Source organism: Bradyrhizobium sp. YR681 (assembly GCF_000282615.1).
GTDB lineage: Bacteria > Pseudomonadota > Alphaproteobacteria > Rhizobiales > Xanthobacteraceae > Bradyrhizobium.
This window is the reverse complement of the sequence record NZ_AKIY01000189.1, coordinates 123,857-138,233: the sequence shown is the minus strand read 5'-3', so window position 1 is coordinate 138,233 and position 14,377 is coordinate 123,857. Positions and strand designations below refer to the sequence as shown.

Sequence of the window (14,377 nt, the reverse complement as noted above, 5' to 3'; positions counted from 1 at the left end):
GATGACACCGGCCAGCACGACCGCATCCAGACAGCTGCTGCCAGTGGTCCCGCTGGCAGCGCTGTTCTTCGCAGCCTTCGTGCTGCCGCTGGCCGCGCTCGTGCTGGTCAGCCTGTTCCGCGACCCGCAATTCTCCGGCCTCTCGCCGGTGCAATATCTGCGCTTCCTGTCCGACCCGTTCAGCCTCAAGGTCCTGACGGACACGCTGTGGCTCGGCGCGGAAGTCGCGCTGGCGACGCTGATCCTCGCCTACCCGCTCGCGCTGGTCTATGTCGCGAGCGGACAGTTCCTGCGCACCCTGATCACCTTCCTGATCATGTTGCCGCTCCTGACCAGCACTGTGGTGCGGACCTTTGCCTGGATCGTCATCCTCGGCCGCGACGGCATCATCAATTCGGCGATGCTGTCGCTCGGCTTCTGGCAGGCACCGGCGAGGCTGCTCTACAGCTGGGAGGGCATGGTGCTGGCGCTGACGCAGATCCAGCTTCCGCTGATGGCGCTGCCGGTCATCAACAGCCTGTTGCGGCTCGACGGCAATCTGACACGAGCGGCGGAGGGTCTCGGTGCAAGCCGCGCGCGCATCTTTCTCACCGTCATCCTGCCGCTGACGCTGCCGGGTGCCATCGCCGGCTGGCTGCTCGTCTTCGCCGCGGCTGCGACCGCCTTCATCACGCAGACGCTGGTCGGCGGCGGACGCATCATCCTGATGCCGTCCTATATCTACCAGCAGGCGGTCGGCGTGCAGGACTGGCCGTTCGCAGCGGCGCTGTCGCTGATCTTCACGCTGGCCGTGACCGGAATCGTGTTTGCCATCGGCGCGCTGTCGCGCCGCTTCGTGCGAGGCGTGGATGCAGCGTAGCCTCATTGACCGCCTCTATTCCGGCGTTGTCGGCACGATCACCGGCTTCGGCATGCTGTTGCTGCTCGCGCCGACGCTGGTCGTTGTCGTCATCTCCTTCACCGGCGGCATCACGCTGAAGTTTCCGCCGCCGAGCTGGTCGCTGCGCTGGTATGTCGAGCTGCTGCAATCGCAGGAGATCATCGAGCCCGCGCTGACCAGCCTGAAGGTCGCTACCGCGGCAACCATCCTGTCCGCGGTGCTCGGCGGCGCGGCTGCGCTCGGGCTGGCGCGCAGCAAGCTCAAGCTCGCACGCGTGCTGGATGCCCTGTTCATGTCGCCGATGGTGCTGCCCGCGATGGCGTTCGGCCTGTCGCTGCTGCTGGTCTTCAACCTGCTCGGCATCCGCCTGTCGGCCGCGACCCTGGTGCTCGGCCATACCATCATCTGCGTGCCCTTCGTGATCCGGATGGTCGGCGCCTCGGTGCAGCAGCTCAATCCGGTACTGGTCACCTGCTCGCTCAGCCTGGGCGCCAGCCACTGGTACACATTTCGCCGGATCACGTTGCCGCTGATCCGCCGCGGCATCGTCGCGAGCTGCTTTGTCGCGTTTCTGACCTCATTCGACAACGTGCCGGTGTCGCTGTTCCTGGCCGATGCCCGAACCGAGGTGCTGCCAATAAAACTCTGGGCGATCCTCGAAGGCAGCCTCGACGTGCGCGTCGCTGCCGTCTCCGGCGTGATCGTGCTGCTGACGCTGGCCGGCCTCGTCTGCGCCGAAATTTTTGGCGGCGTCAGTCGCCAGATCGGGAGCCGCTGACCATGCCGATCGAACGCGATCTTCGTGGATATGGAAGGGCACGCCCGGATATCGTCTGGCCCAACGGCGCCCGCGTCGCGGTGTCGCTGGTGGTGAACTTTGAGGAGGGCGCCGAGCTTGCCGTCGAGCAGGGCGATGCGGAGACGGAACGCTATGGCGAGGTCGCCTCGACGTCGACGCCGGGCGTCCGCGATCTCGTGCAGGAGCAGGTGTTCGACTACGGCCTGCGCGCCGGCCTGTGGCGCTTCCTCGACGCCTTCGCTGAATCCAATGTCCCCTCGACCTTCATGATGTGCGGCCGCGCCGTCGAGCGCGTGCCGGACCTTGCCCGTGCCGCGATCGAGGCCGGACATGAGCCGGCCGTGCACGGCTGGCGCTGGCTGCCGCATGCGCTTTACGGCGATGCCGAGACCGAACGCCGCGACATCGAGAAGACCCGCGATGTCATCGCACGTGCGACCGGCGTCACGCCTGTCGGCTTCATGACGCGCGGCAGCCAGAGCGCCTGGACCCGCGACCTCCTGACCGAGCTCGGATTCGCCTACGACAGCAACGCGCTCGACGACGATCTGCCGTATTGGAGCCGGTCACCGCGAGGGCCGATGCTGGTCCTGCCCTATGGCTTCGACACCAACGACATGAAGTTCTTTCATCCGAACGGCTTTGTGCAGCCCGAGGATTTTTCGAACTATGTCGGCGCGGCACTTGCTACGCTGGTCGAGGAGGCCGAACGCGGCCGCTCCTCGATGCTGTCAATCGGCTTTCACCTGCGCATTTGCGGCCGGCCGGCGCGCTTCCGCGCCGTGAAGGCCATTCTCGCCGAACTGGCGCGGCTGGAAGGCCGCGTCTGGGTCGCAACGCGCGCCGACATCGCGGCGCATTTTCGCGCAGCTGCCGGTATTTCCTTGCGCTAGGCCGCGCGCACGCCGGCAACGAAGGTGCTGACCTCGTCCTGGAGCGATTGCAGCTTCTGGGTCAGGCGGCCGCTCGATTGCAGCACCAGGCCGGCGGCATGGCCGGTCTCGGCGGTCGCCTCGGTGACCCCTGAGATGTTTTGCGAGACCTGGTCGGTGCCGGACGCCGCCTCCTGCACGCTGTGGGCGATGGCCGCGGTCGCCGCGCCCTGCTCCTCGACCGCAGCTGCGATCGACGAGGAGATCTCGTTGACCTCCATGATGGTGGCACGGATGCTCTCGATGTTGCCGACGACCTGGTTGGTCTCGGCCTGGATCGCGCTGATCTGCGCACCGATCTCGTCGGTCGCCTTCGCGGTCTGGCTCGCCAGCGATTTGACTTCGCTGGCGACCACCGCAAAGCCCTTGCCGGCTTCGCCCGCACGCGCCGCCTCGATGGTGGCGTTGAGCGCGAGCAGATTGGTCTGCGAGGCGATCTGGTTGATGAGGTCGATGACCTCGCCGATCTTGTGCGCGGCGGCGGCGAGCCCCTGCACGGTATCGTTGGTACGCTGGCCGTCGGCCGCGGCCTTGTCGGCCACCGTGGCGGCCTGCGCGACGCGCTGGCTGATCTCGGTGATCGAGGACGACAGCTGGCCCGCGGCGGAGGCCACCGTCTGCACGTTGGTCGAGGCCTGCTGGCACGCGGTCGCGACGAAGCTGGCGCGGTCGGTCGCCTTGTTCGCGGTCTCCGACATGCCCTGCGCGGCCTGCTGCATCTCGCGCGCCTCGTTGAAGACGTCGCGGACCACGGCTTGCACGCTCGCCTCGAATTTGCCGGCGAGATCGGCCATCGTCCTGCGCTTCTCGTCGTCGGCCAGCTGTTTCGCCTCCTGCTGCTCGGCATGCATCCGGCCCACCGCCGACGCGTTGTCCTTGAACACGGCCAGCGCCTTGGCGAGCGCGCCGACCTCGTTGTTGCGATCGGTGTAGGGCACCTCGAAGGCACTGTCGCCTGCGGCGAGCCGCTCGGTCAGCGCGGTGATCTTCGCAAGCGGCCTTGTGACACTGCGGCCGATCACGAAGGAGGCGCCGAGCACGAGCACGAGCACGGCAAGACCGACCAATGCGAACGTCATCGCATCCTGGCGGAACACGGCGTCGACGTCGTCGAGATAGATGCCGGTGCCGATGATCCAGCCCCAGGGCGCAAAGCCCTTCACATAGGAGATTTTCCCGACCGGCTGGTCGAAGCCGGGCTTCGGCCAGAGGTAGCTGTAGAAACCCGCGCCCTGCTTGTTGACGACGTCAACGAACCCCGAGAACAGCCGGTTGCCGGTCGGGTCCTTCATGTCGGAGAGATCCTTGCCGTCAAGCTCGGGCTTGATCGGATGCATGATCATCTTCGCGGCCATGTCGTTGAGCCAGAAATACTCGACCTTGTCGTAGCGGAGGCTCTTGATCTGCGCCATCGCGGCGGCCTGGGCTTGCTCGCGCGGCAGCTTTCCCTCGCTCTCGAGCTTCTGGTAGTGCGCCAAAATGCCATAGCCGACGTCGACCATGTGCTGCGTCTTGGCCTGGCGATCGGAAATCATCTGCGCGCGCAGGGTCGAGAGCGCGATCGGCGCCAACGTGATCATGCCGAGGAGGCTGATGCCGACAATCAGGACCAGCTTGAAACTGATGCGGGAGAAAACCATCGGTGCTCACATGAATTATAGTGCGGATATGCCAGTTTATCCCGAACGCCTTAGCAAAGCTTTAAGCATTCGGGTTCCCCAAAGCCCGACGGAATTGCGTAGTGACGCACCGCCGCCAGGCCGCGGCGGCCTCGCCGGTTTGCGATGCCGGCGGCACCGGAATCCCAAGCTCTTTAGATCTAGAAGACCTCGATATCGGCCTTCGCGGCGTTGACTTGAACGGGCCTCTGGCGGAACGATCGGCCGAGATATTTTGCGCCGGATGCGGCGTGTGCGCAGCCAAAGGCCAGAGGCTCAATGCATCAATCGACATACGCAAAGCCCCTCGACCTACCAGCGCTGAGCGCGGCGGAGCGGCTCTTCATCTGGGGTTTTCGCGCCAAGGCAAGAAGCGGAAGTGCCGTTCCGACCGCGGCGGACATCCAGCAGGTATACGATCATTTTCGCGTCGGCGATGCCGTGCCCTCGCTGGAATCCATCATCGAGATCTTTGCCTGCACGGCGCATACGGCGATCGAGGTGCACTGCCCCACATGTCCGCGCATGTCGGAGAGCGAGCACGGCATCTTGCGGGCAATCGCCGCCGCGCAGCAGGAGCGCGACGACGTCGCGCGCGAGCAGTTCGAGTGCTGGCTGCCGCCGGTCGGCGCCGATTGGGCGCTGGCGCCGGTTCGGGGGCTTGCGACGATCTTCCGCATGGCCGGTCTCATTCTGCCTGACAGGCAGATTCGATCGTTCGACCTCGAGCGGACCATGGCGATGAAGAGCTGGTTCGTCGGCAGCCCCACATTGCACTGACGAGAGCGTTCATGATGCAGGATATTTGCGGTTCCGCGCCGGTCTCCGAGGCCGGCGAAGCCAGACTGTGCCCGCTCAAGGCTGCGCTGTCGCCGTCTCGAAGCATCGAGGGCTACGATGATTTTAGCCGCGTCGCGCTGTCGCTGGTCCGCTTCATCGGAGCCGCCTATGCAACCGGCGCGTCGGATTGCTGGGAGGCCGCCTATCGGTTCGCCGATGAAGCGCCGGGCGTTGCCGACAGCCCGCTGCTGGTTGCGCGCGCTGCTGCGCTGGTCAGGATCCTGCGCGGCGGCCGGCCATGCGAGCTGTGCCTGATGCCGCCGTCGTGCCGGCGGCTCTCGAAGGACGAGACCGAGTTGATGCGGCTGCTTGCGGTCGCGCGCGGCGAGCAGCCTGGCGAGCTCGAGTCCATCGTGTCCCAGTTGGTCGGCAGCGGGAACGAGATTGCGACGACGCGTGCGGTCAACGCGCTGGCCGTCTGCTGATGCTTTGACGGGTTCTACTCGCATATCAAGTCGTATTGCGGTATCGACATCGTCATGGCGGCGCAGTGCTCGATGCCCTCCATGAAACCTCCAGACGGCCCCGGCGATCACCACCGCCGGGGTCGTCGTTTTTATCCCGCCCTAACCAGCCTTCTTGTCGAGCACGAGATCGATGGTGTGCGCGGCGATCTTGCGCAGTTGGGCTTCATCGCCGAAGGCCCGTTCGAGCACGGCGAGGCCGCGCGTCACCGTGATGATATGCAGCGCCGCGGCGGCGGGATTGCCGTTGAACTCGCCGCGTTTCGCGCCGGCCGACAGATTGTCCTGGACCAGGGCCGTGATGCGCGAAACAAGATTCGCAAAGGCCGTGCGCGCCTCGTCATCGAGCCCCTCGCCTTCGGCCGCGCCGAGCTCCATCAGGCCGCGCGTGGTCGGACATCCGCGCGGCGGCGAGCCCGAGCGGAAGTTCGTGATGGTCAGGTCGAAGAACGCGGTGAGGCGCTTGCGCAACGAGCCCGCGCTGAGCGCCTTCTGCAGGGCGAGAAGATAGTCGCCCGCATAGCGCTCATAGGCCTGGAGGAACAGCGCTTCCTTGCTGCCGAAGGCATTGTAGAGACTGCCGCGCTGGACACCGGCGTCGCGCGCGATGTCCGACAGCGAGGTGCCGCGCACGCCCTTGCGCCAGAACTGGTCGAACGCGATGCGGAGGACGTCGTCGTGATCGAACTCGCGCGGTCTCACATGTCGATCCTCGGCTCGAAGATATTTGACACGATGTCAAGAATGTGTTTTCTAAACATCGTGTCAAAAACTAATTGGGATTGATAGCCCGTTTCGTCAATGGGCCGAACGACCGGCGCATGAACGCGCCTCGGCCGCTCGCGCCCGCATGCAAAGGGACCAGCTCATGCCGCTCCTCCACATCTCCATGCGCGCCGGCAAGCCGGACGCCTACCGGCGGGCGATCCTCGACGGTCTCTATCGCGCCATGCGCGAGGCGCTGAACGTTCCCGAGGGCGACGAGTTCATGACCATCAGCGAGCATGAACCTGCGAACTTCCGCTGCGGCAACGCCTATGGCGTCAACCGAAGCGAGGACGCCGTGCTGATCCAGATCACCGTGTTCGCCTCGCGCACGCCGGAGCAGAAGAAGGCGCTGTACTGCCGGATCGCCGAGCTGCTCGGCGAAAACCCCGGTATTCGCCCCGAGGACGTGTTCGTCAACGTGCTCGATGCCCCTGCGGCAAACTGGTCCGTCGGACACGGCATCGCGCAGTTCGCCTGAGGTTGCCAGACCCGCCGATCTAGCTTGCAACGCACGTCTCCATGATCCCGTCGAGCTCGGCCTTCGAGAGCATCCCGAGTTCGGCAATGAAGACGATTCGCGCGCGCGGAACATTTTCCGCCGGTGCATCGCCCGGCGCCAGCGTGGCGCGGCCGGCGGCGAACTGAAACACCATCTGGCGTCCCGGCTGCTCGACGGTCTCGAACAGGCCTTTTGCACGCGCAAGCCTTGGCGCCAGCCGGCCGATCGCCTGCTGCAGGCGCGGCAGCGAGATGGGGTGGTCCGAGGTCCAGCTCAGCGTCTCGAAGCGCTCTTCTGCAGGCCGCCGCGGCCTCACCTCGCGCGGCGCAGGCGCGCGATCGATGGTCGCGGGGAACAACAGCGCGGCGGGAATCTCGCCGTGCTGCGCATCGACCACCACGGCAGGAACGCGCAGCGCGCGGATGGCCTCGCGGATCCGGGAGCCTGCGCCCTCGTCCGCCAGGTCCAGCTTGCTGATCGCCACGATATCGGCAACGCGCAGCTGCGCGCGCACCAGCGCATCATCGAAGGCGGACGGCGGCGCTCCCGCGTCCATCACGCAGAGCACGGTTTCAAGCGGCGCCTCGCGCAGGATCACCGGGTCCATCAGATTGCGCACGATGTCGGCGGGGTCGGCGACGCCGCTGGTCTCGATCACGATGTAGTCCGGCCTCGGATCTCGCCGCAGCAACGTCGAGAGCGTGCGGAGCAGGTCGCCCTCGAGCGAGCAGCAGATGCAACCGTTGGCAAGGCTGACCACGCCGTCGCTGGCGCCCGCGATCAGCTCCGCATCGATGTTGATCGCGCCGAAGTCGTTGACCACGGCGGCGATGCGCCGCCCCTCCGCGTGCGCCAGCAGATGGTTGACGACCGTGGTCTTGCCGGCCCCCAGAAAGCCCGTGACCAGGAGAATGGGGACCGGCATGGGTCAGCTCTCGACGACGGGACGGCGCACGGGTTTTCCGGGCCGCGCCGCGACATCGAGAATGCCGTCGGAGATCAGCGGCTGGCCGCTGACGACGAGATGCCGCACGCCCTCCGACGGACGGTTCATCGCCGTGAAGGTGGCGCGATCACTCAGCTTCTCGTAGTCGAACACGACGATGTCGGCGTCGGCGTCCTTTGTGAGCCTGCCCTTGGCGCGCATCGCCGGCGTGCTCTGCGACAGGATCTCCGCGGGGATGAGCGCGCATTTGCGCACGCCTTCGAGCAGCGACACGGTCTTGCGCTCGCGCACCCATTCGCGGATGAATTTTGTGAAACAGCCGGCCGAGCGCGGATGCGAGGTGGCGTCATCCGGCAGCGGCCAGGCGTCGCCGGTGTAGGTCTTGCCGTCCGACGTCGTCCACGGCATCGCGTCGGACGCGATCGCGCCGCCCGGATAGAGCACCGACATGTCGAGCAGGTCGCGATGATGCGCATTGTTCTCGGTGTCGAGGATGTGCCAGAGCACCAGCGAGGACGGCTCCTCGGCCTGCGCCTTCAAGAGCTCCTCGCGGTCGTGGAAGCGATAGCCGTCGGTCACGCGCTGCACCGAATCGTAGCCGGTGCCGTTGCGCTCGACGAACTCCGGATCGCTGAAGAACGCGGCGGCCAGCACGGTGGAGCCGGTGCCGTAAGGGTAAGCCTCGACCGTGATCGGCAGGCCCTGCGCCTGCGCCTTCTCGATCAACACGCGGCAGCGCTCGATGTCGGTCTTGCTCGACGAGTTGAAATGGCAGATGTGCATGTGCGCGCCGGTGGCGCCGGCATAGCCGATCAGGCGGATATAGGCTTCGGCCGCGCTTTCGGGGTCGATGCGCGACATGTAGGCGACGTGGGTGAAGGTCGGCACGTCCTGCTTCGCCGCGAGCTGGCAGACCGCCGTCAATTCCTGCACGCCGGCGCCCGGCGCGTACGCGTTCAAAATGCCGATGCCGATGCCGCCTTCATTGAGACCGCGCGACAGGCGATCGAGAATGCCGGCAACCTCGGCATCGCTCGCCACGTTGTCGATCCAGCGACGGTCGCGCATCGCATTGCCGAACGCCTCCAGCGAACTCTCCGCATTGGAGCCCGTCATCGCGCCGATGCGCGCAAACGCCCAGTTGGTGGCGGCGCCGTAATTCAGCACGCGGCCCTCCCTGGCCTGGCGCTCATACCAGGATCCAACCGGCAGCACGCCTGCTTCGAGATCGAGCGTCGTCGTGATGCCGTCGAACGCCTGCATGCGGTCAGCCGGGATCGACTGGCCATGCGCGTGCAGATCGATGAAGCCGGGGGCGACCACGAGGCCGGTGGCGTCGATCACCCGCTCGGCGCCGCCGAGGCCCGTGCCGACCGCAGCAATCCTGCCGTCCACCACTGCCACATCGCCGACGGCATCCATGCCGCTCGCGGGATCCACCACCCGGCCGCCAGAGATCACCAAACCGCTCATATCGTCACTCCGAAAAGCTATTGCCAAAATCTCCAAAGGCCCGGCAGCAGCTTCGGAGGATGAGACCGGCGGCATCGCGCCCCGTCCCGGCGCGCATGATGCAGATTTTTGGGGGTACGACTACCGCCGCTGATGCCGATGCAGCATGCTTGTCCGGGAGGGCAGTTCAGATTGTCGCAGACACGCGCCCACGTCCTCGCGGCATGATTTGCCCGAGCTATGCTTTTCGCTTCACCCTCTCCGAAGAAAGGGCGCAGGGAAGACCGGGCGCCGGCCGGCACCCACAAAACCCCCATGCTGAATAGGCTGCACACGCAATGCACAGGGGAGACACAGGGCAGCCGAGACCAGGCCTTCCCTGCGCGATGGTTTGACGGCCTATGCCGCGCTCTCCCGGGAGCCGAGTTCGTTCTGGCCTCCCTCACCTCTGCGAAAGTCACGGCAGCGCGCCGGTTGACGCGCTGACGCCTTCGCCAAGGCTTGACCGTAGCAACGACGGCCAGGACCACACGGTTTTGCCGTACGCAGCTCATCCGGCTTCGCCAAGAGGCTCTGCCGGACAAGGGCGCCGTCCGTCTTCGCAGTCCGTATCGCGCTCACGAGGTTCATCTCGCCCTGCACGCGACAGATCCGCCTTTGACGCCGCCCGCGTCCACCGCAATCCCTGCCCGCGTTCGAAACGACGTACGACCGCCCCTAAGGTGGGCTGGGATGGCCAACACATACGACGAATCCGAATTTCGGTAAAGTGGAATATTTTTGGGCAAAGAGATTGACAGACGATCAGGGTGTTTTGCCCGACGGGCGGTATTGCCCTCAGGCCCTGCTCCCCTTTCCATATGGTCGCTTCGCTGTATTCTTGGGCCATGATGGAGGCCAACCATGCCAGCCCGTTTCGGAGACATTCTCCAGGCTTTTGAGTTCGCCGACGTCAGCGGTGGCATGGAGGGATGCCGCGCCTTCGTCTGCAGGCAGACAGGAAAGATCTACTACCAGTTCGAGGATGACGACCTGCAGGAGCTCAAAGACGACGAACTGCCGGACGATATCGAAAATGAGACCAAGTACTTGCCGGTCCCGAACTCACACGGTCTCGACCTGGGCAAGCCGCTTGTGCTGGCTTTCGTCCGCGAGCACCTGCCGAGCGATCTGGACCAGGTTCGCTTCATCTTCAGCAAACGCGGCGCCTACGAGAATTTCAAGACCCTGCTGTCGCGACGAAGAGCGATCGACGACTGGCATGACTACCGCAACCAGGCGACCGAGCGGGCATTGCGCGATTGGTGCAAGCTCCATTCGATCGAAATCACCGACTGATCTGGCGCCCGTTCGGACGCCATGACCACCAACCGCGAAGCGGCTCCGCCGTCTTCTCGCCCCCATTGTCATTCAGGGAGCTAGCGGGGCGGCGTTACGGTGGGCGAAGTTCCCAAAGGTTCCGTGTGATCATTCAACGTCTCCTGCAACGCGACTCCAGCCATTCTGTTTCGCGCCGCGCGCTCCTCGGCGGATTTGTGTCGGCAGGGAGTGCCCTCGCGCTCGGCGGATGCGCCGGCCTGGGTGCGACCGGCGCGCGCTACGATGCCTCCTCCCTCTCCGTTGACTCCACATTGCTTGTCGCCACCACGCGCAAGCCCGAGAACGGCGCTCGCGCCAAACCCTGGTTCGGTCCGGAGCGCGCGACGAGCATGACGGTCGCGCGGGCCAAGCTGGTGGCGCCCGACGAGAGCCGCCTGTCCCTCACCTCGGTTGGACTTGGCGGTTGGCGTCTTGACCGGATCGAACCCGCGCCAGCCGACGCTGGCGATCTCGCCGCGCAGGCCGGCGGAGGCGATGTGCTGATCTACGTGCACGGCTTCAAGCAAACCTTCGAGACGGCGGTGCTGGATGGCGCCTATCTCTCCGATGCGATCAAGTTCCGCGGCCGGACCATGGTGTTCGCCTGGCCTTCCAAGGCCGGACTGTTCGACTACGCCTATGACCGCGACAGCGCGATGTGGTCGCGCGACGATTTCGAACGCGTGCTCTCCGCGCTGGTATCGGCGCCGGGCACGGGCCGCGTGTACATCGTTGCGCACAGCATGGGGACCATGCTGACGCTCGAAAGCCTGCGCCAGCTCTATGCGCGATACGGCGACACGGTGACGGGCAAGATCGGCGCGGTGGTTTTTGCCGCGCCCGATATCGACATGGACGTGTTCTCGTCGGCGATCCGCCGGATCGGTCCGCTTGCCGGCAAGATCACCGTGATCGCCGCGACGAACGATCGCGCCTTGGCGCTGTCGGGACAAATCGCAGGCGGAATGACCAGGGTCGGCGCCGCCGAGAAGGCCGTCATCGCGCAGCTAGGCGTGCGCGTGGTCGATGCTTCCCAGGAGGGCTGGGGCCTCATCAACCACGATCTGTTCCTGTCGAATGCGGAAGTGCAACGGGTGATCCGCCGCTCGATCGACGGCACCACCGCGTGAGCGAGTGGCGGAACGGCATGAGTTTGATGCATTGCAAGCAACGACGCCGAAGCGACGACCGGCTACGATGGTAATTTTCGCTCGGCGATGATCCGCACCGGCGGAAAGACGACGCAGTCCGCCACGTCGAACAGCACTTCAATCCTGCGATCAAACGCCTTTGCAAAAGCAATCGCATCATCGCGCCGTTCATCGGCAATGGCGGTGCCGAGCGTGCAATGGGGCGTCCAAGCGCCGGGCCGGTAATGAGGACGACAATGCGTTGGATCGATTACCGCGCTGATGGCACCGTGGATGCGAGCCAGGGCTTCGTGTCCCTCCGGCTCCGCCCAGAGGACAAGCGGAGAACCTTCGAACCAGCGAATTCGCTTGAACTCGATCCGCAGTTGCGTCTCGCCGGCAATGGCTGCCAGCATCGCATCCCACGCAGCCTTCTCGTCAGCCGCGGGCGAGTCGTAGATGGCAAATGTAAAGTGAGGCCGGTAGCCGAGGGCGCGCATCGAGGGCCCGATCTCGAACACGGCAACCTGATCCCAGAGCCGCTCGATCTCGCCTGCTGAATCGTCGTCGGCCCGGATGTTGATCGCCAGTGCCACAGGCTCACCCAAGGAGTGGAACAATCAAATCGAGATCGAGGGAAAGGCTGGCTGCGAGAAATGGCGCTCCCCAGGAGCCTCTGGCTAGAATTCCAGTGATCAGGAATCTAGCGATTTTCTTGCGTAACTTCAACAATTTGTTGTCGATCAAGATTTTTCGCTCTCTCAAGAGATTTTAGAATCGTGTGACGGAATGTTAGACGTTGTTGTTGGACGAAATCGGCGCACTTTCGTCCAACAAATCTTTCTGACGGGAGGAGGAGCGGTCAGCACGCTATGCTTCTGCGGCCATTTATGCGGGCGGCCTCAGCGTAAGCGCTCAAGGTCTCATCCAGAACCACCGGAATTCGCAAGGATATAGCGCGGGCGATCGACAATAGCCTGAGCCAGCACAACCATCTGCTGCTGACCGCCGGAAAGCGATCCGGCCCGCGCGTCAAGCTTTTGGCGAAGCTCGGGATCCAGAGCCGCCTCGATCCCATCCTACGTTTGCGGCCCGGCAAATGATGGCCGGCAACCTGAAGATTGTCGACCACAGATAATTCGCTGAGCACATGGTGACCTTCGGGAACGGCTGCGACTCCGAGGCGGCGAACTTGCTCGGGCCTGAGGCCCGAAATTGACTTGCCATCGATGAGCACATTGTAGCGGGACTCATAAGATCGTCAAAAGACGCAAAAGAGTGTCGCGTTTTTGGTGTCGGAACGGCCGCCTGCGGAGGGCGAAACTTGAAGGCGCTGGTAACGCTGACGGTTATTGCGATTCTCGATCTGCTTCTGCCACGCAGCGGAGGCTGAAGCGGCCTGCCACTCAAATCATCTGTGGCGCTGAGTCCACACGCGCCCCCGACAAACACCGATGCGCACGCGACACCCAAAAATGCACAGAGATCGCGGGCCGATGCCCGACCCATTCACTGCTCGAAGGTCAAGGGGTTGTTGATCTCGGCATCGGTGAACGAAGCCGCCATCGGACGACGCACGCCCGGCAGCACCGCGACATCGTAAAGTTCCGTCACCGCACCTTCGATGCGGATCCATTGCACGATGTCGCCGGAGGCGAGATTCACGACCTGGAGGCCGCACCAGCCGTCGGCGTCACGCCGCTTCATCTCGTCGTCGAGCGCCAGCCCCGAGAACGACCCGTCACGGGACAGCGACAGGCCGACCACGGCGTGGCCGTTGTGGAACGCCAGCCCGCGCAGGAAGCCCGGACAGAACGCGCGCGGCGCAAAGCTGCCGTTCGCGAGATCGACCGTGCCGAGCTGTCCGGTGCCGGAGTTCAACACCCAGAGCTGGTCACCGTACCAGCGCGGCGAATGAGGCATCGAAAGCTTTTCAGTGACGGCTGCGCCGCTCGCCACGTCGATCACGATGCCGCCTTCGGCCCGCCGCGCCCGCCAGCCATTGACCACGTCGCTGCGGCTGGTCGCGGTCACGAAGGCCGCCTCGCCGTCCCTGACCGCAAGGCCGTTGAGATGGCAGCGATCCTCGGCCGCCAGTTTCGAGATGAAAGGCGGCTTCCAGAACACGCGAAAAGCGTGCACCGGCGACAACAGCGACAGGCACGAATAGAGCGTGTTCACGAATACGATACGGCCATCGCCGAGCACGCTGACATCGTGAATGTCGAGCTCGCCCGTGGTGTGCGCGACGCGCGGCACATAATAGCGGTCGGCGCCGCCGGCAGTCTGGTCGGAGCTGAGGATGTTCTCGAAACGCCAGACCTGGAATGTGGTCGCCAGCACCAGGCGCTGGGGATCGGCCCACACCCCCATCGCGCGGCCGGTGCCGACCTCGTGGATGGCAAGCCCTCCACCATCGTCGACGCCCACGAGATAGAGCCGACCGGTCTGATAGGAGGTGAAGACGAGGCTGACCTGATTGGCTTGCAGCCAGCCCGCCATGCCCCGCGAACAGGTGATGTGCGCCGCCGTCAGTTGCGGCAGCGTGGCGGCTGATGATGTGGGGCTGGGCGCAGGGTCGCTCAATGATTCAGCTCCTTGATTCTCGGGAACGCGCCGTTCGTTGCAGCAACATCGGGCGGCGTCTCGC

General features: G+C 64.9%; 15 protein-coding genes. 8 read left to right on the top strand and 7 right to left on the bottom strand.

What is annotated here, in order from left to right:
- The first annotated feature begins 1 nt into the window (after nucleotide 1).
- Genes PMI42_RS16350 through PMI42_RS16340 form a run of 3 tightly spaced genes read left to right on the top strand, consistent with a single transcriptional unit; the run spans nucleotide 2 to nucleotide 2,572 of the window.
- Nucleotides 2-859 carry an ABC transporter permease gene (locus PMI42_RS16350; RefSeq protein ID WP_008135969.1) on the top strand — a complete coding sequence of 286 codons (858 nt, stop codon included), beginning with the start codon at nucleotides 2-4 and terminating at the stop codon, nucleotides 857-859.
- Entirely contained in the window at nucleotides 849-1,658 is an 810-nt protein-coding gene (locus PMI42_RS16345) for an ABC transporter permease (protein WP_008135966.1), read from the top strand. Before PMI42_RS16350 ends, PMI42_RS16345 begins: the two co-directional genes overlap by 11 nt.
- Before the next feature lie 2 nt (nucleotides 1,659-1,660).
- Nucleotides 1,661-2,572 carry a polysaccharide deacetylase family protein gene (locus PMI42_RS16340; RefSeq protein ID WP_008135964.1) on the top strand — a complete coding sequence of 304 codons (912 nt, stop codon included), beginning with the start codon at nucleotides 1,661-1,663 and terminating at the stop codon, nucleotides 2,570-2,572.
- On the opposite strand, the gene PMI42_RS16335 is transcribed toward PMI42_RS16340, so the two are convergent.
- Entirely contained in the window at nucleotides 2,569-4,251 is a 1,683-nt protein-coding gene (locus PMI42_RS16335; RefSeq protein ID WP_008135963.1) for a methyl-accepting chemotaxis protein, read from the bottom strand. The genes PMI42_RS16340 and PMI42_RS16335 overlap by 4 nt on opposite strands.
- Before the next feature lie 297 nt (nucleotides 4,252-4,548).
- Between PMI42_RS16335 and PMI42_RS16330 the strand changes: the two genes are divergently transcribed.
- Entirely contained in the window at nucleotides 4,549-5,049 is a 501-nt protein-coding gene (locus tag PMI42_RS16330) for a hypothetical protein (protein WP_008135960.1), read from the top strand.
- 11 nt (nucleotides 5,050-5,060) lie between these two features.
- Entirely contained in the window at nucleotides 5,061-5,534 is a 474-nt protein-coding gene (locus tag PMI42_RS16325) for a hypothetical protein (RefSeq protein ID WP_008135959.1), read from the top strand.
- A gap of 141 nt (nucleotides 5,535-5,675) precedes the next feature.
- Here the strand turns inward: PMI42_RS16325 and PMI42_RS16320 are convergent, their stop codons facing one another.
- Nucleotides 5,676-6,275, bottom strand: coding sequence for a TetR/AcrR family transcriptional regulator (locus PMI42_RS16320; RefSeq protein WP_008135956.1), 600 nt, complete (start codon nucleotides 6,273-6,275; stop codon nucleotides 5,676-5,678).
- 166 nt (nucleotides 6,276-6,441) lie between these two features.
- Between PMI42_RS16320 and PMI42_RS16315 the strand changes: the two genes are divergently transcribed.
- Entirely contained in the window at nucleotides 6,442-6,819 is a 378-nt protein-coding gene (locus PMI42_RS16315) for a tautomerase family protein (RefSeq protein WP_008135954.1), read from the top strand.
- Between the two features lie 19 nt (nucleotides 6,820-6,838).
- Here PMI42_RS16315 and PMI42_RS16310 read toward each other — a convergent pair whose 3' ends face one another.
- Together PMI42_RS16310 and PMI42_RS16305 are read right to left on the bottom strand one after the other, a co-directional pair.
- Nucleotides 6,839-7,765, bottom strand: a complete 927-nt coding sequence (locus tag PMI42_RS16310; RefSeq protein ID WP_008135953.1) for a CobW family GTP-binding protein — start codon at nucleotides 7,763-7,765, stop codon at nucleotides 6,839-6,841.
- 3 nt (nucleotides 7,766-7,768) lie between these two features.
- The gene (locus PMI42_RS16305) at nucleotides 7,769-9,259 is read right to left on the bottom strand and encodes an amidohydrolase family protein (RefSeq protein WP_008135951.1); all 1,491 of its coding nucleotides are present in this window, start codon (nucleotides 9,257-9,259) and stop codon (nucleotides 7,769-7,771) included.
- Nucleotides 9,260-10,141: 882 nt separating this feature from the next.
- Here PMI42_RS16305 and PMI42_RS16300 point away from each other — a divergent pair.
- Both PMI42_RS16300 and PMI42_RS16295 read left to right on the top strand, forming a co-directional pair.
- A complete protein-coding gene (locus PMI42_RS16300; protein ID WP_008135949.1) occupies nucleotides 10,142-10,576 on the top strand; it encodes a UPF0158 family protein in 435 nt (144 codons plus the stop codon).
- A 125-nt stretch (nucleotides 10,577-10,701) separates the two neighbouring features.
- Nucleotides 10,702-11,727, top strand: a complete 1,026-nt coding sequence (locus tag PMI42_RS16295; RefSeq protein WP_008135946.1) for an alpha/beta hydrolase — start codon at nucleotides 10,702-10,704, stop codon at nucleotides 11,725-11,727.
- Between the two features lie 62 nt (nucleotides 11,728-11,789).
- Here PMI42_RS16295 and PMI42_RS16290 read toward each other — a convergent pair whose 3' ends face one another.
- From PMI42_RS16290 to PMI42_RS16285, 3 genes are all read right to left on the bottom strand, one after another.
- Entirely contained in the window at nucleotides 11,790-12,323 is a 534-nt protein-coding gene (locus PMI42_RS16290; RefSeq protein WP_008135944.1) for a 2'-5' RNA ligase family protein, read from the bottom strand.
- A gap of 327 nt (nucleotides 12,324-12,650) precedes the next feature.
- Complete coding sequence (locus tag PMI42_RS40765) at nucleotides 12,651-12,788, bottom strand: ATP-binding cassette domain-containing protein (RefSeq protein ID WP_502692654.1); 138 nt, start codon at nucleotides 12,786-12,788, stop codon at nucleotides 12,651-12,653.
- Nucleotides 12,789-13,236: 448 nt separating this feature from the next.
- Nucleotides 13,237-14,313: a TIGR03032 family protein gene (locus PMI42_RS16285; protein ID WP_008135942.1), complete on the bottom strand. Its 1,077-nt coding sequence runs from the start codon at nucleotides 14,311-14,313 to the stop codon at nucleotides 13,237-13,239.
- Nucleotides 14,314-14,377: the final 64 nt, after the last annotated feature.

Bases quoted from the DNA above. Each gene is read 5' to 3' on its own strand.
- PMI42_RS16350 (WP_008135969.1), top strand. From the start codon at position 2: ATGACACCGGCCAGCACGACCGCATCCAGACAGCTGCTGCCAGTGGTC.
- PMI42_RS16345 (WP_008135966.1), top strand. From the start codon at position 849: ATGCAGCGTAGCCTCATTGACCGCCTCTATTCCGGCGTTGTCGGCACG.
- PMI42_RS16340 (WP_008135964.1), top strand. From the start codon at position 1,661: ATGCCGATCGAACGCGATCTTCGTGGATATGGAAGGGCACGCCCGGAT.
- PMI42_RS16335 (WP_008135963.1), bottom strand. From the start codon at position 4,251: ATGGTTTTCTCCCGCATCAGTTTCAAGCTGGTCCTGATTGTCGGCATC.
- PMI42_RS16330 (WP_008135960.1), top strand. From the start codon at position 4,549: ATGCATCAATCGACATACGCAAAGCCCCTCGACCTACCAGCGCTGAGC.
- PMI42_RS16325 (WP_008135959.1), top strand. From the start codon at position 5,061: ATGATGCAGGATATTTGCGGTTCCGCGCCGGTCTCCGAGGCCGGCGAA.
- PMI42_RS16315 (WP_008135954.1), top strand. From the start codon at position 6,442: ATGCCGCTCCTCCACATCTCCATGCGCGCCGGCAAGCCGGACGCCTAC.
- PMI42_RS16310 (WP_008135953.1), bottom strand. From the start codon at position 7,765: ATGCCGGTCCCCATTCTCCTGGTCACGGGCTTTCTGGGGGCCGGCAAG.
- PMI42_RS16305 (WP_008135951.1), bottom strand. From the start codon at position 9,259: ATGAGCGGTTTGGTGATCTCTGGCGGCCGGGTGGTGGATCCCGCGAGC.
- PMI42_RS16300 (WP_008135949.1), top strand. From the start codon at position 10,142: ATGCCAGCCCGTTTCGGAGACATTCTCCAGGCTTTTGAGTTCGCCGAC.